17 protein-coding genes are annotated in these 20,539 nt (G+C 72.2%); 4 read left to right on the forward strand and 13 right to left on the reverse strand.

Annotation, left to right across the window (positions count from 1 at the left end):
* Window positions 1–61 precede the first annotated feature (61 nt).
* From rplI to IEW03_RS15420, 5 genes are all read right to left on the reverse strand, one after another.
* Window positions 62–511: a 50S ribosomal protein L9 gene (gene rplI / locus IEW03_RS15400; RefSeq protein ID WP_188524593.1), complete on the reverse strand. Its 450-nt coding sequence runs from the start codon at window positions 509–511 to the stop codon at window positions 62–64.
* 18 nt (window positions 512–529) lie between these two features.
* Window positions 530–766, reverse strand: a complete 237-nt coding sequence (gene rpsR, locus IEW03_RS15405) for a 30S ribosomal protein S18 (RefSeq protein WP_188524594.1) — start codon at window positions 764–766, stop codon at window positions 530–532.
* A 103-nt stretch (window positions 767–869) separates the two neighbouring features.
* Entirely contained in the window at window positions 870–1,415 is a 546-nt protein-coding gene (locus IEW03_RS15410) for a single-stranded DNA-binding protein (RefSeq protein WP_188524595.1), read from the reverse strand.
* A 110-nt stretch (window positions 1,416–1,525) separates the two neighbouring features.
* The gene (rpsF, locus tag IEW03_RS15415; protein ID WP_188524596.1) at window positions 1,526–1,816 is read right to left on the reverse strand and encodes a 30S ribosomal protein S6; all 291 of its coding nucleotides are present in this window, start codon (window positions 1,814–1,816) and stop codon (window positions 1,526–1,528) included.
* Window positions 1,817–1,975: 159 nt separating this feature from the next.
* On the reverse strand, window positions 1,976–4,492 hold the full coding sequence (locus tag IEW03_RS15420) for a transglycosylase domain-containing protein (RefSeq protein WP_188524597.1): 2,517 nt from the start codon (window positions 4,490–4,492) through the stop codon (window positions 1,976–1,978).
* Between the two features lie 311 nt (window positions 4,493–4,803).
* Here IEW03_RS15420 and IEW03_RS15425 point away from each other — a divergent pair, with 311 nt between their 5' ends.
* Both IEW03_RS15425 and IEW03_RS15430 read left to right on the forward strand, forming a co-directional pair.
* Window positions 4,804–5,472, forward strand: a complete 669-nt coding sequence (locus tag IEW03_RS15425; RefSeq protein ID WP_188524598.1) for a PadR family transcriptional regulator — start codon at window positions 4,804–4,806, stop codon at window positions 5,470–5,472.
* Window positions 5,469–6,560, forward strand: coding sequence for an inositol-3-phosphate synthase (locus IEW03_RS15430; protein WP_188524599.1), 1,092 nt, complete (start codon window positions 5,469–5,471; stop codon window positions 6,558–6,560). The genes IEW03_RS15425 and IEW03_RS15430 overlap by 4 nt, the downstream gene beginning before the upstream one ends.
* A 204-nt stretch (window positions 6,561–6,764) precedes the next feature.
* Here IEW03_RS15430 and IEW03_RS15435 read toward each other — a convergent pair whose 3' ends face one another.
* From IEW03_RS15435 to IEW03_RS15470, 8 genes are all read right to left on the reverse strand, one after another.
* A complete protein-coding gene (locus tag IEW03_RS15435; RefSeq protein ID WP_188524600.1) occupies window positions 6,765–7,859 on the reverse strand; it encodes a Gfo/Idh/MocA family protein in 1,095 nt (364 codons plus the stop codon).
* Window positions 7,856–8,983: a Gfo/Idh/MocA family protein gene (locus tag IEW03_RS15440; protein WP_188524601.1), complete on the reverse strand. Its 1,128-nt coding sequence runs from the start codon at window positions 8,981–8,983 to the stop codon at window positions 7,856–7,858. The genes IEW03_RS15435 and IEW03_RS15440 overlap by 4 nt, the downstream gene beginning before the upstream one ends.
* A gap of 8 nt (window positions 8,984–8,991) precedes the next feature.
* Entirely contained in the window at window positions 8,992–9,918 is a 927-nt protein-coding gene (locus IEW03_RS15445; RefSeq protein WP_188524602.1) for a carbohydrate ABC transporter permease, read from the reverse strand.
* Window positions 9,911–10,813 carry a carbohydrate ABC transporter permease gene (locus tag IEW03_RS15450; protein ID WP_188524603.1) on the reverse strand — a complete coding sequence of 301 codons (903 nt, stop codon included), beginning with the start codon at window positions 10,811–10,813 and terminating at the stop codon, window positions 9,911–9,913. The genes IEW03_RS15445 and IEW03_RS15450 overlap by 8 nt, the downstream gene beginning before the upstream one ends.
* The gene (locus tag IEW03_RS15455; protein ID WP_188524604.1) at window positions 10,810–12,111 is read right to left on the reverse strand and encodes an ABC transporter substrate-binding protein; all 1,302 of its coding nucleotides are present in this window, start codon (window positions 12,109–12,111) and stop codon (window positions 10,810–10,812) included. The genes IEW03_RS15450 and IEW03_RS15455 overlap by 4 nt, the downstream gene beginning before the upstream one ends.
* Window positions 12,112–12,142: 31 nt before the next feature.
* Window positions 12,143–14,671: an ROK family protein gene (locus tag IEW03_RS20620; protein WP_188524605.1), complete on the reverse strand. Its 2,529-nt coding sequence runs from the start codon at window positions 14,669–14,671 to the stop codon at window positions 12,143–12,145.
* A gap of 147 nt (window positions 14,672–14,818) precedes the next feature.
* A complete protein-coding gene (locus IEW03_RS15465) occupies window positions 14,819–15,673 on the reverse strand; it encodes a polysaccharide lyase family protein (RefSeq protein WP_188524606.1) in 855 nt (284 codons plus the stop codon).
* Window positions 15,674–15,683: 10 nt separating this feature from the next.
* Window positions 15,684–17,228, reverse strand: coding sequence for an alkaline phosphatase D family protein (locus IEW03_RS15470; RefSeq protein WP_188524607.1), 1,545 nt, complete (start codon window positions 17,226–17,228; stop codon window positions 15,684–15,686).
* Between the two features lie 245 nt (window positions 17,229–17,473).
* Here IEW03_RS15470 and IEW03_RS15475 point away from each other — a divergent pair, with 245 nt between their 5' ends.
* Both IEW03_RS15475 and IEW03_RS15480 read left to right on the forward strand, forming a co-directional pair.
* Window positions 17,474–18,907 carry an MFS transporter gene (locus tag IEW03_RS15475; RefSeq protein WP_229738217.1) on the forward strand — a complete coding sequence of 478 codons (1,434 nt, stop codon included), beginning with the start codon at window positions 17,474–17,476 and terminating at the stop codon, window positions 18,905–18,907.
* Window positions 18,908–19,014: 107 nt separating this feature from the next.
* Window positions 19,015–20,520, forward strand: coding sequence for an MDR family MFS transporter (locus tag IEW03_RS15480; protein WP_188524608.1), 1,506 nt, complete (start codon window positions 19,015–19,017; stop codon window positions 20,518–20,520).
* The last annotated feature ends 19 nt before the right edge of the window (window positions 20,521–20,539 follow it).

Below are 20,539 nucleotides of genomic sequence, written 5' to 3' on the forward strand. Positions count from 1 at the left end.
CGACGAAGGCCCCGGCCCCTCGAGAGGGGACCGGGGCCTTCGTACGTCAGTCGTCAGGCGTTCAGCCGGCGACGACCGAGACGGCGATCTTGGCCGACACCTCAGGGTGCAGGCGGATCTTCACCGTGTAGTCGCCGACCGTCTTGATCGGCTGACCGATCTCGATCTTGCGCTTGTCGACCTTGGGGCCGTCGGCCGCCTCGACCGCCGCGGCGATGTCACCGGTGGTGACGGCACCGAACAGGCGGCCGGACTCGCCGGCGTGCGCCGACACGACGACCTTCTTCGCCTCGAGCGCCTGGGCCGCGGCCTGGGCGTCGTCGAGCGTGGCGATCTCGCGGGCCTTGCGGGCCTTGCGGATCGCAGAGATCTGCGACTCCGCACCCTTGGTCCACGGGGTGGCCAGGCTGCGCGGGATGAGGAAGTTCCGGGCGTACCCGTCCTTCACGTCGACCACGTCGCCGGGCTCACCGAGACCGGTGACCTCGTGGGTCAGGATCAGCTTTGCCATGATTCAGATCCTCTCCGGTCAGCGGGCCGACGACGAGTACGGCAGCAGGGCCATCTCGCGGGCGTTCTTGACGGCCTTGGCGATCTGGCGCTGCTCCTGCACGGAGACGCCGGTCACGCGACGGGCACGGATCTTGCCGCGGTCGGAGATGAACTTGCGCAGCAGGGCCGTGTCCTTGTAGTCGACGGACTCGATCTTCGCCGTCTTGAGGGGGTTGGCCTTCTTCTTGGGCTTGCGCACCACAGGCTTCGCCATGGTGTTGCTCCTTCTCAGGTGCGGTCCTGGCGCCGGTCAGCGGCCGCCGTGAGGCGACCGGCACGGGTGCCGGGACGAGGTGATCTGGGGATGGGGCGTGCGATCAGAACGGGGGCTCGTCCGAGAACCCGCCGCCCGAGGACGCCGGACCTGCGGTCGCCCACGGGTCGTTCGCCTGACCGCCGCCGGAGGAACCGAACCCTCCACCGGAGCCGCCGCCCTGAGGGCCGCCGAAGCCGCCCCCCTGGCCGCCGCCACCGCCGAAGCCGCCACCGCCACCGGAGCGCTGGGCACGGGTGACCTTTGCCGAGGCGTACCTCAGCGACGGGCCGACCTCGTCCACCTGCAGCTCGAAGACGGTGCGCTTCTCCCCCTCGCGGGTCTCGTACGAGCGCTGCGTCAGACGGCCCTGCACGACGACGCGCATGCCCTTCGTCAGCGACTCGGCGACGTTCTCCGCGGCGTCGCGCCAGACCGAGCAGGACAGGAACAGCGCTTCGCCGTCCTTCCACTCGTTGGTCTGCCGGTCGAACGTGCGCGGCGTGGACGCGATGCGGAAGTTGGCGACGGCCGCCCCTGACGGGGTGAAGCGCAGCTCCGGGTCCGCAACCAGGTTCCCGACGACCGTGATGACGGTCTCACCAGCCATGCCAATGCTCCTTCGTTCGTCCGTTGACGTTCGTTCGCGACTACGTGGGGGATCCCATCACGCGGCACCGACAGGCGCCACGTCCGGGAGGGAGAGTCGGTTCTGTTGTCTCAGCGGGCGTCGGTGCGCAGGATCTTGGTGCGCAGCACGGCCTCGTTCAGGCCGAGCTGGCGGTCCAGCTCCTTCGCGGTGGCCGGCGTCGACGTGAAGTCGACGACGGCGTAGATGCCCTCGGAACGCTTGGTGATCTCGTACGCCATGCGGCGACGGCCCCAGATGTCCACCTTGTCGACGGATCCGCCCTCGGTCGAGATGACCGACAGGTACTTGTCCAGCGACGGGGCGACGGTGCGCTCCTCGACCTCCGGGTCCAGGATCACCATCAGCTCGTACTGACGCATGTTCAACCCACCTCCTCTGGTCTCAGCGGTCACGGTCGTTCCGTGACAGGAGGGTTCTTGCGTGCGTCGGCCGTGTCGTCGGTCGCCGTGGGGCGACCGTCGGGGCACAGCCAGTCGACCAGGATACCCGCGTCGGGCGGTCACCTGGAAATCGTGCGGTCACCCGCCGCCGAGCGGCCAGCCGGGTTCGTCGTCGTTGCCGCCGCCGTTGTTCCCGTCGTCGGTGGGGTCGTCGGTCGGGATCGGCGGCTCCTCCTCCTCGGGGCCGAGCGAGACGACGAGGGTCACGGTGGAGCCCTGGTCGACGCTGGAACCGCTGCCCGGGTCGGTCGCGATGACCGCGCCCGGCGCCACGTCGTCGCTGTAGTCCTCCGTGACGGCGACCTCGAGCCCCTGAGCGCGCAGCTGCTGCTCGGCGGCCGTCCGGGGCTGTCCCTCGACCCCCGGGATCACCACCTGCTCCGGCTGCTCGGGCTCCCCGGTGGACACGACGAGGGTGATGGTCGAGCCGACCGGCACCTCGGTGTTGGCACCCGACGTCTGGAGCACGCGCCCCTTGGGCTCCTCGCTGTTCTGCGCCTGCGGGGAGGCGACGAGGCCCAGGGACTCGAGCTCGGCCGTGGCCGCCGCGACGTCCTGCCCGGTGAGGTCCGGCACGGTGACCAGCTCCTCCTCGGTCTCCGTCGGCGTGGGGTCCGGGGTGTAGGTGGGCTGCGGCGGCACGTACTCGGGGAACTCCTCGACGTCCATGCCCTCGGTCGCGACCGCCATGAAGTCGGTCCACGCGCGCACCGGCCACGAGCCACCGGTGATCCCGAGGCCCTGCGCCTTCCACTCGCCGAACGGGTCGATCGTCTCCTGGCCCGCCATGAGGCCCTCGTCGAGGTCGAGGGTCTCGTACTGGCGCAGCCCGACGACGGTCGTCAGCTGCGGCACGAAGCCGGCGAACCACGCCGAGCGGTTCAGCTGCGAGGTGCCGGTCTTGCCGGCGACGGGGCGGTCGAGCTCCAGCGCGGTGTCGCCGGAGCCCTCCTCGACGACCTTGGTCATCGCCTGCGTCGCCGCGGCCATGTCGTTCGGCTCGAAGACCTTCTCCTGCGCCTTGGGGCCCTCGTAGACGGTGGTGCCATCGAGCGTCTCGACCTTCTCGACCACGTGCGGGGTGGTCTTGTAGCCCTGCGCGGCGATCGTCGAGTACGCCCGGGCGAGGTCGATCGGGTACACGGACGCGGTGCCGAGCACGTTCGACGGCTCGGCGCCGATCTCGGTCTTCTTCCGGATGCCCGCCCGGTGGGCGACCTCCTCCGTCGTCTCGGGGCCGATCTCCTCGTTGAGCTCCGCGTACGCCGTGTTCACCGAGTTCGCGGTCGCCTGCTCGAGGCTGACCTGGCCGTAGTCGTAGTACCCGAAGTTGTCGACCTCCCAGGGCTCGCCATCGTCACCCTTCGCCTCGGGGAAGAGCTTGGGCGAGTTGCCGTCGTACGTCTCGTCCAGGGTGTGGCCCTGCTCGAGGGCGCCGATGAGCGTGAACGGCTTGAACGTCGAGCCCGCCTGCATGACGTCCTGCGTGGCGGTGTTCAGCGACTGCTTGACGTAGTCCGGGCCGCCGTACAGGGCGCGCACGGCGCCCGTCTGCGGGTCGACGGACACCAGCGACATCCGCACCTTCTTGCTCGCGTCGTCGGGCAGGGACTTCGCGACGTCGACGGCGGCGTTCTGCAGCTTGGGGTCGATCGTCGTGGTGATCTTCAGCCCGCGGGTGTCGAGCTCCTCCTCGGTGTACAGGCCGTCGGGGTTCGACTCCGACTTCACCAGCTCCTTGCGCACCGCGCTCAGCAGGTAGCCCGCCTGCCCGCCGCGCCGGTTGGAGGCTTCCTTCTTCTCCTTGAACTTGGGGAACTCCGCCTTCGCCAGCTCGTCGTCGGTGATGTACCCCTGCTCGTGCATCTTGGTGATGCTGCGTTCCCAGCGGGCCTTCGCCTGGTCGAGGTTGATCGACGGGTCCCAGTTCACCGGGGAGGGGATGATGCCGGAGAGCATGGCGGCCTCCGACGGCGTGAGGTCCTTGGCGTCCTTGCCGAAGTACTCCTGCGACGCCGCCTGGATGCCGTAGGTGCCGCGGCCCCAGTAGATGGTGTTGAGGTAGTTGCCCAGCACCTCCTCCTTGGGCTGAGCCTGCGCCACCTTGAGCGCGATGATCGCCTCGCGGGCCTTGCCCGCGTACGACGTCGTCGTGTCGAGGTAGTAGCGCTCCACGTACTGCTGGGTGAGGGTGGAGGCGCCCTGCGTGCCGCCGCCGCCCACGTTGCTCAGCGCCGCGCGGACGATGCCCTTCGGGTCGACGCCCTTGTTCGTCCAGAACGTCTGGTCCTCGGACGCGACGACGGCGTTGCCCACGTACGGCGGCAGGTCGGCGAGGTCGACGATCTCGCGCTTCTGCTCGGCGAACGTGCCCATCTCCTTGCCGTCCGCCCAGTAGACGGTCGTCGCCTGGTTGTTCACCTGGTCGAGGCCGTCGGGGATGGTCGTGGTGCTCCACGCGGCCACGAACAGGCCGGCGCCCAGCGCGGCGCCCGTGAGGCCGGTGCCGACGACGATGCGCCAGGAGGGCAGCCAACGCTGCACCGGACCCTTGTGGGGCCGCGGGTAGTTCCAGAAGCGGCGTCTCCTCGCCACGTGAAGCCTTTCGTCGTGCGGGACCGGGGCGCTCGTCTCGGCGCACGCCAGCCTGCGGACCAAGGGAACACTAGGCGATGCGACTGCCCGCGCGGGAGCCTCAGGCGCCTCGGGCGACGGTTCTTGCCGACCATCCCCATGCCCCTGGCGCGGGCTTCGCGGAACCTTCACATCTCGTCGCCCCGCTGGTGCGCGCGTTCCCGTTGCACCGACATGACGGCACGTCCTATTCTCACGATGTATCGACTCGATAGGTCGGTACGGAACAGTCGGTCCCACCGGGCGGGCGAGGGCGAGCAGAGGGGGACGTCGTGCGCAGCAGGTCTGCCGTGCTCGAGACCGCCATCCTCGGCCTGCTCAACTCCGCCCCGTTGCACGGGTACGAGCTGCGCAAGCGGCTCAACCTGCTGCTCGGCTCGTTCCGTGCGTTCTCCTACGGCACGCTCTACCCGGCGCTCAAGTCGCTCGTCGCTCGCGGCCTCATCGAGACCACCGAGCCCGAGCCGGCGGCGCCCGCCACGAGACAGGCCGGCCGGCCCGCGCGGTCGACCGGCACGAAGGCGCCCCTGTCGGGTCGCCGGGGGCGGATCGTCTACCGCCTCACGGCGGACGGCAAGGAGCACCTGCAGACCGTTCTCGCGACGTCGGGGCCGGCCGCCTGGGAGGACGAGAACTTCGACGTCCGCTTCGCGTTCTTCGCGCAGACGGACGCCGAGACCCGCATCCGTATCCTCGAGGGCCGGCGCACCCGGCTCACCGAGCGGCTGGAGGCGGTCCGGGAGTCCGCCGCACGCACCCGCGAGCGGCTCGACGAATACACCCTCGAGCTGCAACGCCACGGGCTCGAACAGGTCGAGCGCGAGGTGCGCTGGCTCGACGGACTCATCACCACGGAACGCGACCGGGCCCTCGGCCGCGACCGCGACCACAACGCCGGGGCGCCAGGCGCCTCGGCCCAGAGAAGCAAGGAGCGAGGATGACCTCCGTCCGCGTTGCCATCGTCGGTGTCGGAAACTGCGCGTCCTCCCTGGTCCAGGGAGTGCAGTTCTACCGGGACGCCGACCCGGCAGACACCGTCCCGGGTCTCATGCACGTGCAGTTCGGCGAGTACCACGTGCGTGACCTGGAGTTCGTGGCGGCGTTCGACGTCGACGCGAAGAAGGTCGGCTTCGACCTGGCCGAGGCGATCAACGCCTCCGAGAACAACACCATCAAGATCGCGGACGTGCCCCCCACGGGCGTCGTCGTCCAGCGCGGCCACACCCACGACGGCCTCGGCGACTACTACTCCGCCACGATCGACGAGTCGGACGCGCAGCCCGTCGACGTCGTGCAGACGCTCAAGGACGCGAAGGTCGACGTCCTCGTGTCCTACCTGCCCGTGGGCTCCGAGGTGGCCGACAAGTTCTATGCGCAGTGCGCCATCGACGCGGGCGTCGCCTTCGTCAACGCGCTGCCCGTGTTCATCGCGTCCGACCCCGAGTGGGCCAAGAAGTTCGAGGACGCGGGCGTGCCGATCGTCGGCGACGACATCAAGTCGCAGGTCGGTGCCACCATCACGCACCGCGTGCTGGCCAAGCTGTTCGAGGACCGCGGCGTCGTGCTCGACCGCACGTACCAGCTGAACGTCGGCGGCAACATGGACTTCAAGAACATGCTGCAGCGCGACCGCCTCGAGTCGAAGAAGGTCTCCAAGACCCAGGCCGTCACCTCCAACCTCACCGGCGCGCTCGGCGGGAAGACGGAGGACCGCAACGTCCACATCGGGCCGTCGGACTACGTCGCCTGGCTCGACGACCGCAAGTGGGCGTACGTGCGCCTCGAGGGCCGCGCCTTCGGCGAGGTGCCGCTGAACATGGAGTACAAGCTCGAGGTGTGGGACTCCCCCAACTCGGCCGGCATCATCATCGACGCCATCCGCGCCGCCAAGATCGCCAAGGACCGCGGCGTCGGCGGCCCGATCCTGTCGGCGTCGACGTACTTCATGAAGTCCCCGCCCGTGCAGATGGAGGACACCCACGGGCGCGAGCAGCTCGAGGCCTTCATCCGCGGCGACATCGAGCGCTGACCTGGAGCGCAGCGGAGGGTGAGGGCCGAGGAACGAGGCACTCGCCCGTAGCGGAGTGCAAGGTCGGCGCGACCAACAGGATCGAGCGCTGACCTGGAGCGCAGCGGAGGGTGAGGGCCGAGGAACGAGGCACTCGCCCGTAGCCCTGACCGCACGCACGACGACGGAGCCGGGTACCGATCGGTGCCCGGCTCCGTCGTGCCGTCAGGAGGCCAGGCGGACGACCGCTCCCCCGGTGGCGACGGACTCCTGCGCCGCCGCCACGACCCGCAGCGTGCGCAGCCCGGTCCGTCCGTCGGGCCCGGGGGTGGCCCCGGTCCGCACGCAGTCCAGGAAGTGCTCGAGCATCAGGGCGTCGAGGTTCGCCCCGAAGCCGAGCCACGCCTGCTGCGTCCCGCCGGCGACGAGGCCGTCGACGCGCGCCCCGAACGGGTCGATCTCGACCGTCCCGCCCGTTCCCACGACCTGCAGGGTGAGGCCGCCCCAGGTGGGGGCGCCGTCGGGCACGGACCAGGAGCAGTCGACGGTCACCTCGGCGCCGCCGGCGTACGTGATGCTGACCAGCCCGCCGGTCTCGGCCCGCACGCGCGGGTCGTCGCCGTGCAGCACCCGGTTGGTGACGGCCCGCACCGCGACGGCGTCCTCGCCCAGCAGGGCGTCGAGCAGGTCGGCCACGTGCACCACGTGGTCGGCGAGCGCCCCGCCGCCGGCCAGCTCGGGGTCGGTGAACCAGGCCCGCCCGGCGGGGACCTTGCCGTTGTTGGTGCCGGTGCCGCCGAGGACGGTGCCCAGCGCGCCGGCGTCCACGAGGCCGCGCAGAGTGGCGAACTCGGGGCTGAACCGCACCGGGTACGCGGTCATGAGCTGCACCCCGGCCGCGTCGCAGGCCGCGATCATCGCCTCGGCGTCGTCGACCCGCGTGGCGAGCGGCTTCTCGCACAGGACGTGCGCGCCCGCCTCCGCGGCGGCGAGGACGACGTCGCGGTGCCGGGCGTTCTCCGAGCAGACGATCACCACGTCGGGACCCCAGGCGAACGCCTCGGCGTAGGTGTCGACGTACGGGGCCCCGAGCTGCTCGGCGAACGGGCGCCCGCGCACCTCGTCGGCGGGGGACGTCGCGGCGTCGGGGTCCGCGGTGATCAGCTCGACGTCGGGGCGGTCGCGCAGGAGCCTGACGTACGACGCCGCGTGCACGTGCGCGAACGACAGGACGGCGACCCGCAGGGGGGCCTCGTCGGGCGTGGCGTCGGGCGTGGCGTCGGCGGACGGGACCACCGCCGGCTGGGTGGTGCTGTTCATGCTCGGCTCCCGGTGGTCGCGAGGTCGGCGGCGTCTGCGTCGAGGGGTGCTCCCCCGAGCTCGCGCACGCGTGCGGCGGTGTCCAGCGCGACCGGCGCCCCGGACGCGATCGAGGCGAGGGCCGCCTCGGCGATCTCGACGGCGACCACGCCGTCGACGGCGCTCACGCGCGGGTGGCGCGGGTGGTCCGGGGTGAGCGCCCCCGGCGAGGCCGCGAACGCGGTCGCGAACTCGCGGATCTCCGTGAGGTACGGGCTCTCCCCCGCCGCCGGGGCCGGCCGGTCCTGCCCGCCCGCGGGCACGGGCGGCAGGTCCGTGCGCACGCCCCCCGCGCCGGCGGAGTCGAAGCGCAGCACGCCGTCGTCGCCGGCGACGTGGAACGAGGTCCGGAACGTCGTGTGGGGCGCGCCCCACAGCCCCCGGACGTGGGTGATCGCCCCGCCCGCGTGGGTGAGCACGACGTGGGCGAGCGTGTGCGGCAGGCCGCCGTCCTCGACGTCCCGCCGGGTGGCGTGCACGGCCGTGACCTCGCCCGCGACCCACCGGGCGATGTCGAGGTCGTGGATCATGAGGTCCATCACGACGCCGCCGGACTGCCCGTCGTCGGCGAACCACGGCGACCAGGTGGGGAACATCCCGCCGCGGGCGAAGCGCAGCACGGCGGGCGTGCCGACGTCCCCCGCACGCACGGCGGCGCGCATCAGGGCGTACTCGGGGAAGAACCGCACCACGTGCCCCGGGTAGAGCTGGCGGTCGGCCGCCCGGGCGGCGTCGAGCAGCGCGGCGCCCTCCGCCCCGGTCCGGGCGATCGGCTTCTCGCACAGCACGTGCCGGCCGGCCGCGAGCGCCGCGGTCGCGACGTCCAGGTGCGTGGAGGTGGGCGTGACGACGTCCACGACGTCGACCACGTCGAGCAGCTCCTCCAGGGAGCCGGCCACCCGGGCGCCGTGCGCGGCGGCGAGGTCGGCCGCGCCGTCGTGCGAGTGGACGACGAGGTCGACGCCGAGCGCGCGCCACGCAGGGGCGTGCGCCTTCGCGATGCCGCCCGCGCCGACGAGGCCGACCTTCAGTGCCGACGGTGCCGGTGGTGCTGAGCGTGCTGGTGTTGCTGGCCGTGCAGACATGGGGCTCCCTACTTGAGTCCGGAGTGGGCGAGGCCTTCGATCACCCGGCGCTGCATGACGACGAACAGCAGCAGGATGGGGGCCATGGCGAGGGCGCTGGCCGCCATCATCACGGGGTAGTCGGTGGCGGTGCGGCCCGCGAAGGTCGCGATGCCGGCCGCCAGCGGCATGCTCTCGGCGCGGGTCGAGACGACGAGCGGCCACAGCAGGTCGTTCCACGACCACAGCACCGTGATGATGGTGAGCGCGCCGAGGCTGGGCCCGGCGAGCGGCAGCATGATGCGCCAGAACACCTGGAAGGGGTTGGCGCCGTCGAGCCGCGCCGCCTCCTCCAGCGAGTCGGGCACGCCCTTGAAGAACTGCATCATGAGGAACGTGCCGAAGGCGCTGAAGACGCCGGGCGCCGCGATGCCGGCGACGGTGTTGAGCCAGCCGAGGCCGTTGATGATCTGGTACTGCGGGATGAGGTAGACCTGCGGCGGCACCATGAGGATGGACAGCACCAGGGCGAGCAGCACCCCGCGCAGCGGGAACCGCATGCGCGCGAACGCGTACCCCGCCATCGAGCACAGCACGAGCTGGCCGACGGTGCGGATGACGGTGATCGACACCGACACCCAGAACTCCTGCAGGAACGGCAGCTTGGAGAAGACCTCCGCGTAGTTGCCCCACTGCAGCTCCCCCGGCCAGAAGGTGGGGGGCACGCTCATCACCTGGGCGTTCGTGGACAGCGACGTGAGCAGCTGCCACACGAACGGGAAGACCATCACCACGCCGCCGGCGGCCAGGAACAGGTGCGCCCAGCCGTTGGGCGCGTGGCGTGCGCTGCGCCGGCGGCGGGCCGGCGGTGCCGGGCGGGCGGACGCGCGGGCGCCGGCGCGCGGCGGGGCGGTCGGGGCCGCCGCGGTCGCGGCCGCGGACGATGCCTCAGGCATAGGTGACCCACCTCTTCTGCATGCGGAACTGGAGCAGCGTGACGGCGCCGACGATCAGCAGGATCACCATCGCGATGGCGGCGGCGAAGCCCTTGTCGTTCCTCAGGAACGCCTCGTTGTAGAAGAGGTAGACGAGGGACTGCGTCTGCTGGATCGCGGGGTTGCCCTGGCCCATGAGGGCGTACAGCAGGTCGAAGAGCTGGAACCCGTTGATCACCGTGATGACGCTGACGAAGAAGACGCTGGGCGTCAGCAGCGGCACGGTGACCGACCGGAACTGCCGCCAGGCGGTCGCGCCGTCGAGGGACGACGCCTCGTACAGCTCGGGCGGGATCGTCTTCAGCCCGGCGGACAGGATGATGATGGCGAACCCGAGCGACGTCCACAGGCCGACGATCGACACGGCGACCAGTGCGAAGCCGGGCGTCGACGTCCACGCCGGCCCGTCGATCCCCACCAGGGCCAGCGCCCAGTTGAGGATGCCGAAGTCGCCGTTGTAGATGAGGCGCCAGACCATCGCGACCGCCGTCGGCATCGCCACGTACGGCATGAAGTACAGCACCCGGTAGAACCCGGAGAACCGCAGCCCGGGCCGGCTGAGCAGGCTCGCGACGAACATCGCGATCGGGATGCCGAGCAGCACGATGGCGGTGTAGACGAGCGTGTTGACCACCGCCGTCCCGAGGTCCGGCTCGTCGGCCAGGCGCCGGTAGTTCTCCGTGCCCACCCAGGTCTGGCCGCCGAACGCCCCCCACTCGGTGAAGCTGAAGTAGCCGGTCTGGACGATCGGCCACAGGTAGAACAGCACGACGCCGAACATCGTCGGCAGCACGAACAGCAGCGGCCACCAGCCGTCGTGCCCGCGCCGGGCGCGCGTCGGTGCGGTGGCGCTCATTCCTTCGCCAGCTCCTCGTCCATGGCGGTGGCGAGCTCCTTCGCGACCTCCTCCACGGGCCGCTCGCCGGAGAACGCCTGCGGCAGCAGCTCGTTCTCGAGGGCGTTCCACGCCGCGGTGTTCTTGGAGATCGGGTACGGGAACGCCATCTCGTCGGCCGACTCGAGGAAGACCTCGATGCCGAAGCTCGGCACGGAGTCGACGAACGCCTCCTGCGTGCCGTCGTAGGCGGGGTTCGCCACGCCCATCTCCGCCTGCGTGCGCTGCGCCTCCTCCGAGCCGAGGTAGGACAGGAACGCGTTGGCGGCCGCCTGGTTCTCGCTGTCCGCGGCGACGACGTTCGCCACGCCGTGGATCACGGTCGCCCGCTGCTCGGGACCCTTCGGCAGGCGCACGATCCCGAAGTCGTCCTTGTGCTTGGAGTCCTTCATCTCGGCGACCGACCAGTTGCCGGACGTGAACATGGCGGCCTTGCCGGAGTTGAACCAGATGTTCGGCTTCGTGTCGGACAGCTGCTGCAGGCTCGGGGACGCACCGCTCTCGACGAGGTCGGCCCAGAACTGCAGGCCCTCGATCGACTCCGGCTCGTCGTAGCCCGACGTGGTGCCGTCGTCGGAGATCATGAAGCCGCCGGCCTGCAGGATCGTGTCGTAGTAGCTGCTCTGCCCGGCGCTGTTCAGCTCGGTCACGACGCCGTAGACGCCCTTGTCGGACAGCTTGTCCGAGATCGTGTTCGCGGCCTCGCTGAAGTCGTCCCACGTCCACTCGTCGGTGGGCACGTCGACGCCGGCGTCGGCGAAGAGCGCCTTGTTGTACCAGAGCGCGACGGTGTCGAAGTCCTTGGGGACGCCGTACTGCTCTTCCTCGAACGTGTACAGCTCGTTCAGCGCGTCGGGGTACTTGGACGGGTCGAGGTCACCGCTGTCCACGAGCCCCGTGACCGGCTGGAGCAGGTCGTTCGCGGCGTACAGCTGCACGTTCGGGCCGTTCATCCAGAACACGTCGGGGAGGGTCTTCGACTCGCCCTGGGTCTGCAGCTTCGTGAAGTACTGCTGGTAGGGCGTCAGGTCCACCGTGACCTTGATGTTCGGGTACTTCTTGTTGAAGTCCTTGATGTTCTGGTCGATCGCGGGCTTCTGGTTCTCGTCCCAGATGGCGTAGGTGATCTCGGCCTGGGCGTCGGTGGCCGCGACGGTCGCGCTGTCGCCGGCGTCGTCGCCGCCGCCCGAGCACGCCGTGAGCGCGAGTGCCACTGCGGCGACGCCCGCCAGGGACGCGCTGCGCATGAGGTGCTTCATCAGTGGTGCTCCTCCGGTAGGGATCGGTACCTCAGTCCCCGGGCTTCCGTGCCGCGGGGTCGACGACGTCGTCGAAGTGGGCCGCGACCTCGGGGGTCACGGGGTGGACACGCTGCGGCGCCGAGCCGGCCCGCAGCGAGACGGTGGCGGCGATGCCGGTCGCGACGGCGTCGCGGGCCATCACCGGCGAGGTGGTGATCGGCGTGCCGTCGGCCACGAACCGCAGGAACTCGTCCACGGTCAGCCGGTCGGCGTCGTGGTGGCCCGGGCCGCCCGCGGCGATCGGGTACTCGACGTCGCCGCGCTCGGAGAAGCCCGTGCGGCGGTTCCACACCCGCACCGAGCCGCCGTCGCCGTCGCCGAAGTTCTCCAGCCGGCCGCGCGTGCCGATCACGGTGTAGTTGCGCCAGTAGTCGGGCGTGAAGTGGCACTGCTCGTAGCTGGCGAGCACGCCGTTGCCGAGCCGCATGAGCATCATCGACGTGTCCTCGACGTCGACGACGGGGTGCAGGCCCCGCTGCTCCAGCGGCGGCCAGTTGTCGTAGGAGAACCAGTCGGTCATGAGCTGGCCGGTGCGGTCCTCGCGGTCGGTGACGCGGCCGTACACCTGCAGGTCGCCCATGCCGACGACGTCCCGCGTCGTGGAGCCGGCGAGCCAGTGGATGACGTCGATGTCGTGCACGGCCTTCTGCAGCAGCAGCCCCGTGCTGCGGGCGCGGTCGGCGTGCCAGTCCTTGAAGTAGTAGTCGCCGCCGTTGCCGACGAAGTGCCGGACCCACACGGCCTGCACGTCGCCGATCTCGCCGCGCGCGATGACGTCGCGCATGGTGCGCACCACCGCCATGTGTCGCATGTTGTGGCCGACGTACAGCTTTGTCCCGGTCGCGGCGGCGGCGTCGAGCACCCGGTCGCAGTCCTCGGTGGTCGTGGCGAGCGGCTTCTCGAGGTAGACGGCGACGCCCGCGCGCAGCAGGTCCTCGGCGATGTCGGCGTGCGTGTCGTCGGGGGTGCACACGAACGCGGCGTCCAGGGTGCGGCCGTGCGCGTCGGGCACCAGCAGGTCGCGGTGGTCGGTGGTGAACGCCGCCCCCGGCCCGAAGAGCTCGTGCGCCCGGTCCTTGCCCGCCGGGTCGACGTCGACGGCGCGGACGACGTGCGCGGGCACGCCGGTGCGGCCCGCCCACTGCGCCATCCGGGCGCGTGCGCCGACGCCCACCACCGCGACGCGCAGCGGCTCGCGCACCTGGACGGTCTGCACCGGTGCCGCGGCGGCCTGCTCCTGGGAGACGGCCGTGCCGGCGTCCTCGTCGGGCGCCGCGGCCGTGCCGGACCCCGCCGCGGCGGGGCCCTGGGCCCGCGCGGCGTCGGCGAGCGCCTGCGCCAACGACGTGGCGGGGTCGGCGGCCCGCAACGAGGGGGCGCCGATCTCCGCGCTGCCGAAGACCGCCTCGGACCCCACCTCGAGCGCGCGCACGAGCGCGCCGAGCGCTGCGCCGTCGGACGCGAACGCCGAGGTCACGAGAGGTGCCGCGGCGCGCGGGTGCACGATGCGGTCGACCTCGGCCTGCAGCGGCGCCCGCAGCACGTCGCCGGCGCGGGACAGCCCGCCGCCCAGGACGACGCACTCCGGGTCGACCACCATGGCGAGCGTCGCGACGCCGGGGGCCACGCGGCGCACGTACTGCTGCAGCAGGGCGAGGGCCGCGCCGTCGCCCTCGCGCGCCCGCAGCGCGACCTGCTCGGCCCCGCCCGCCTGCTCGATCTCGCCGAGCAGGCTGCCCTCGCACCAGCCGTCCCAGCCGGTCCACGAGAAGTCGCCGACCTCGCCCGCGGCGAACCGGTTGCCGCGGTAGACCCGGCCGCCGAGCACGAGTGCCGCGCCGATCCGGTAGCCGAGCTGGACCAGGACGACGTCGTCGGCGAGCCGGGCCGCGCCGAGCGCGTGCTCGGCCAGCGCCGCCATGTTGATGTCGTTCTCGACGACGACCGGGTGGTCGCCGCCGGTGGACAGCCGCGCGGAGAGGTTCACCCCGGTCCAGTCGGCGATGGGCAGCGACAGCCGCACCCGCTCGCCGTCGACGATGCCGGGCACCGCCGCGGCGACGGCGGCCAGGCGCGAGCGCGGCGCGTCGACGCGGTCGAGCAGGTCGCGCTGGACGGACCGCGCGATCTCCAGCCGGTCGACGCCGTCGAGCGGCTCGTCCACCGTGCGCCGGACCACCGACAGGACGCGGCCGGCCAGGTCGGCGATCATCCCCGTCACGGAGTGGACACCCAGGTCCAGCCCGACGACGTAGCGCGCGTCGGCCGCGAACGCGTAGTGCCGGGCGGGCCGGCCGAGCGTCCCCGCCTCGGCGCCGGGCACCTCGCGCGCCAGCCCCTGCTCGACGAGCTCGGAGACGATCGACTCGACGGTCGGGCGGGACAGGCCGGTGTCCTTCGCGAGCGCGGTGAGCGTCGTGGCGGAGGTCCCGCGCAGCACCTCGACGCAGCTGAGGGTGTTGCGCCGGCGCACGTCCGCGACGTGCCGGTCTGACGCTCCCTGCGCGTGGCGGACCATGCGTCCCTCCTGTCGGTGCCGAGACGCGATGTGTTCTGGGGCACATCGTCGTGCGACTTCTGGAAGGTACCTTCATAAATGGAGCGCCACAAGCCCCGAACCGGAAAATGATGCGTTCGACGATTAAGCAGGCGGACTTCGGAACCCTCAGGTGCGGGCGAAGACCCCCACCGCGTCCCACGCGACCCAGCCGCCGTCGGCCACGACGAGCTCGATCTCGTTCGCCCCCTGCCGCAGCCGCGCCGCCGGGACGGCGAGCTCGTGGTACGACCGCACCAGCGCCGTCCCCGGCACGGTGGCGTCGCCGTCGCGCGAGCCGCGCGTGCCGCCGGGCGGGAGGTCGACGTCGGCCAGCGCCGCGCCGCCGACCGAGACCCGCAGGGTCCCGCCCAGCCGGGTGGTGTCGACGAGCCAGACGGCGAGGTCGTGGTCCCCGGCGGGCGCCTCGGCGAGGTCGAACCGCCAGCGCGCGGTGTACGCCCGCCGTCCCGCCCACGCGTCGCCCGGTCCGGGCAGCAGGTACGGCCAGGCGGCCGCGGGCGTGTCGGTGCCCTGGACGTACTCGACGACGGCGTCCGGGTACGCCGCGGGGATCTGCGCGTACCCCGACGGGGCGAAGCGGTGCTCGAGGGTGCGGCCGTCGAACTCCCCGATCGTCGCGACGGGGCGGCCGGTCGCCACGACCGACGCGCTCGAGCTCGCGACGAGCGGTTCGCTCGCCCGGCCGGTCCGGCCGGCGTCGGACACCGCGAGCACGCGGTACGTCCACGTCTCCCCCCGCGGGTCGACGTGGTGCACGAGCTGCGGATACACGGTCTTGGCGACGAGGTTCCCGGGGCCGGGCTCGAAGCGGCCCTGCGAGCCGGGCACCGCGTGCACCCGGTAGTGGTCGATGAGCGGGTCGAAGCCGAGCGAGCGCCACCTCAGCGCGGTGCGGGCGATCGCGGGCTCGGCGGCGAGCCCGGTGACCAGGGCGGGACGGGGCGAGGGGCGGACGGGCACGGTGACTCCTTCAGGCCTGGACGAGGCGGGACCGGCCCGCGGGGGTGACGAAGCGGGCGAGGACCTCGCGGGGGGCCGCGTCGTCGGCCTCCACCCAGTCGACGTGGACGAACGTCGAGGTCATCTGCTCGGGGGTCAGGGAGACCGTGAGATACCCACGGCGGCCGTCGTAGAGCTTCACGTAGTCGTGCTGCAGCCAGTCGGGCGCGTAGTCGTCGAGCGGCGCGCCGTCGCCGTCGGAGGCGACGGACGTGCAGATCAGCTCGACGCCGACGTTCTCCGAGGCGGGGTCCGCGAAGTCCGCCCGCAGCTCGGTCGCGACGGCGTGGTGGATGTCCCCGGACAGGACCACCACGTTGCGGCTGCGCGCCATCGTCTCCAGCAGCCGGTCGCGGGCCGCCGGGTAGCCGTCCCACTGGTCGGTGCGGTCGTCGGTCACGGCGGTGAGGACCACCCCGCTCGCGACGACGTTCCACGTCGCGGGGCTCTCGTCGAGGCGCCGGGTGACCCAGCGCTCCTGCCGGGCGCCGAGCATCGTGCGGGCGGGGTCGAGGCGGTCCTCCTCGGTGGCGGGCACGGGGTCGCGGTGCTGCCGGGTGTCCAGCAGCGAGAACCGCGCGAGGCGTCCGACGTCGAAGCCCGTGGTGATGTCGGTGTCCGGGCCCGTCGGCAGGGCCTCGACGTCCACCGGCAGGTGCTCGTAGAACGCCCGGTAGGCGACCGCCACGCGGTGGGCGAAGGTCGCGTCGTCGAGGCCGTACGCCGAGCTGCCGCCCACGTAGTCGTTCTGCACCTCGTGGTCGTCCCAGATCGCGACGGCCGGCACGCGGGCGTGCAGCGCCTGCAGGTGCGCGTCGCTCTTGGTCAGGGCGTACCGCAGCCGGTACTGCTCCAGCGTCTGCACCTCGACGGCGTGCTCCGGGTCCACGGCGACCCCCTGCCGCCAGAGGTTCGCGGCCGTGATCCCGTACTCGTAGACGTAGTCGCCCGCGAAGACCACCAGGTCCAGGTCCTGCTCCGCCGCGAGGTGCCGGTGGGCGGTGAAGTGCCCGTGGTACCAGGCCTGGCAGGACACGACGCCGACCGTGAACCGGTCCGGCGTCGCGCGGGCCGAGGGCAGCGTGCGGAACCGTCCGACGGCGCTCGTCGAGCCGCCCGCCCGGAAGCGGTAGAAGTAGTCGGTCGCGGGCCGCAGCCCGGTGACCTTCGGGTGCACGGCGTGCGCCAGCTCCGGCTGGGCCAGGGCGTGCCCGCGGCGCACCACGTGCCCGAAGGCCTCGTCGGTGGCGACCTCCCAGTGCACGCCGAACCGCTCGGTCGGCATCCCGCCGTGCCCGTCCGGGGCCAGCGGCTCGGGGGCGAGCCGCGTCCACAGCACCATCGAGTCCGGCCGCGGCGTGCCGCTCGCCACGCCGAGCCGGAAGAGCTCGCCGGACGGCGGCGGCGCGGCGCCGGCCGTCTCGGGCGCGCTGATGCCGAGCGCCAGCGTGGCGGCGCCGAGGCCGCCGAGCTGGAGCACGTGCCGGCGGCTGAGGGCGGGGGACGTCGAGGTCATACGGCTCCTTCGAGACGCGGTCGTCCACGGTGCCGGGCGTCGTCGCCCGTCGTCGCGGACCTGCGGGGCACGGGGACAGCCGTGCCGGTACGGCTATGCGCGGATCGTCCCGGAAGGATATGAATGATCGGACAATCCGTCCTGTCCAGGAGGCGAACCCCCGTCGCCGGCACCGTGACGTCCGCCTCCCCGTGCGGGGGCCGACCCCAGGGCACCGCACGCCGCCGACGCCATAGGCTGTCGCGGTGAGTGCGAACGCGGGTGTCATCCCGGAGCTCCGGGCGCTGCTGCGACTCGAGGGGTTCCGCAAGCTGTTCGCCGTCCGCCTCGTCTCGCAGGCCGGCGACGGCATGTTCCAGGTCGGTCTGGCGTCGCTGCTGTTCTTCTCCCCCGAGTCGCAGGGCACCGCCGCGGCCATCGCGGGCGCGTTCGCGGTCATGCTCGCGCCGTTCACGATCGTCGGCCCGTTCGCGGGCGTCTTCCTCGACCGGTGGCAACGCCGGCAGGTCCTCGCGTGGGGCAACGCGGTGCGCGTCGTCATCACCCTCGGGATGGCGGCGCTCATGCTGTCCGGCGGGGTGACCGGTTGGATCTACGCGCTCGGGCTGGCGGCGCTGTCCGTCAACCGCTTCCTGCTCGCCGGGCTGTCGGCCGGGCTGCCGCGCGTCGTCGAAGGGCCCCTGCTCCTCACCGCCAACTCGTTGACCCCCACGCTGGGCGCCGGCGCGGCGTTCGTCGGCGGCGGCATCGGCTTCCTGCTCAGCCTGATGTTCGAGCCCGGTCGCGTGAAGGACTCGTCCGCCCTCGTGTGCGCGGCCCTCGTCTTCGGCGTCGCGTCGCTGCTCGCGCTGCGGCTCGGGCGCACCCGCCTCGGGCCCGACCGGCCCGCCGAGGGCGCCATCTCGGGCGAGATCGTCAAGGTCGCCCGCGGCCTCGCCGACGGCGCGCGCTACCTGGTCGCCCGGCGCACCCCCGGGCAGGCGCTGCTGGTCATGGCGACGCACCGCTTCCTGTACGGCGTCGTCTTCATCGCCTCGATCCTCATCTCGCGCAACCTGCTCTCCCCCGGCGACCAGGCCACCGGCATGGCGACCTTCGGCGTGGTCGTCGCCCTCACGGGCGTCGGCGGCGCGGGCGCCATGGTGCTGACGCCGACGATCTCGCGCCGCACGGGCCCGCAGGGCTGGATCGCGATCATGCTGCTGCTCGCGGCGGCCAGCCAGCTCCTCATGGTCACGACGCCGGCCCGGGGCGTCGTGTACGCCGGCGCCGCGCTGCTGGGCCTGGCCGCCCAGGGCACCAAGATCGCCGTCGACACGATCGTGCAGCGCGACACCGAGGACGCGTACCGCGGGCGCGCGTTCGCCTTCTACGACGTGCTGTACAACGCGGCGTTCGTCGGCGCGGCGGCGCTGGCCGCGTTCACGCTGCCCGACACCGGCTGGTCGCGCGCGGTCTTCGTCGGCCTCGCCGTCGCGTACGCGTTGGCCGCCCTCGTGCTGTGGACGCGCGGTGCACGCACGCCTCCGGGGACCGATGCGGAGGCCGGTGCGGGGGCCGAGCCGGGGACCGATGAGTCCGGCGGAGAAAAAGAGTCGTCCCCGTCGCGGGAATATCGCACGATGGCGAATGGTCGTACAGGGTACGGTCCCGCCTCCGGGCGACCGCACCGAGGGTGACCGACCCCTCTGCCCTCGACCGACACGACGACGTCCGCGCCTCGGCGCCCGGACCGCCCTTGCCTGAGACAGGGTCACCAGCCCTGGCACCCCGAGCGGAGACCACCGTGCCACCCACCCGACCGACCACGACGAGACCTCAGGCGCCGACCACCACCGCCGCGGGCTCCGCTCCCGCCGCGGACAAGCTCTCGCGCGAGAACTTCATCATCATCGCCCTGCTGCTCGGCTCGGCGTTCGTCGTCATCCTCAACGAGACGACGATGAGCGTCGCCCTCGCCCCGCTCATGACCGACCTGGGCATCACGGCCAGCACGGGGCAGTGGCTCACCACCGCGTTCATGCTCACGATGTCGGTGATCATCCCGGCGACGGGGTTCCTGCTGCAGCGCCTGGGCACCCGCGGCGCCTACCTCCTGGCGATGTCGCTGTTCAGCGCGGGCACGCTGCTCGCCGCGCTCTCCCCCGGCTTCGGGTGGCTGCTCGTCGGGCGGATCGTCCAGGCCTCGGGCACGGCCATCATGATGCCGCTGCTCATGACGACGATCATGACGATCGTCCCGCCGGCCATCCGCGGCAAGGTCATGGGCAACATCTCGATCGTCATGGCCGCCGCCCCGGCGCTCGGCCCGACCGTCTCCGGCGTCATCCTCAGCTCGCTGAGCTGGCGCTGGGTGTTCGGCATCGTCCTGCCCATCGCCCTGGCCGCCCTGGCCCTCGGCTTCCTGTACATCAAGGACGTGGCGGACCGTACACACACGCGCCTCGACCCGCTCTCGCTGTTCCTGGCGGCGATCGCGTTCGGCGGCCTGGTCTACGGCCTGTCCAGCCTGGGTGAGGCCGCCCGCCACGCCCCGCCGGTCTCGCCGTGGGTGCCGATCGGCGTCGGCGTCGTCGTGCTGGGCCTGTTCGTCTGGCGGCAGCTGCTGCTGGCCCGCTCCGACCGGGCGCTGCTCGACCTGCGCGTCTTCTCGTCCCGCGGGTTCACCGTGTCGCTGTCGATCATGGGCGTGGGCATGCTCGCCATGTTCGGGTCGCTCATCCTGCTGCCGCTCTTCCTGCAGCAGGCGATGGGCCTCGAGCCCCTGGCGACCGGCCTCATCGTCCTGCCTGGCGGCCTGCTCATGGGCCTCCTCGGCCCGACGGTGGGGCGCCTGTACGACCGCGTCGGCCCGCGGCCGCTGGTCACGCCGGGCGTGAGCGCCGTCGCGATCGCGCTCGCGATGTTCACCCAGGTGCACGCGGACACGTCGCCCTGGATGATCCTCGGGCTGCACATGGTGCTGAGCCTGGGCCTCGCGTTCATGTTCACGCCGCTGTTCACCTCGGCGCTGTCCTCGCTGACGCCCCGGCTGTATTCGCACGGGTCGGCCGCCATCGGCACCGCCCAGCAGCTCGCGGGGGCGGCCGGCACCGCGATGTTCGTCGCGGTCATGACCAGCCGCTCGGTCGCGCTGGCCGCCGAAGGCGCGACGCCGCAGGTCGCGCTGGCGGAGGGCGTGGGCGACGCGTTCGTCTGGGGCACGGCCATCATGCTCGTCGCGGTGGGGCTGTCGTTCCTGGTGCGCCGGGTGCCGGCCCTCGACGGTGAGCAGGCGCCCGTCGCGCACTGACGGGCGTGCTGCGCCCGGC

The organism is Isoptericola cucumis (assembly GCF_014635665.1).
Taxonomy (GTDB): domain Bacteria; phylum Actinomycetota; class Actinomycetes; order Actinomycetales; family Cellulomonadaceae; genus Isoptericola; species Isoptericola cucumis.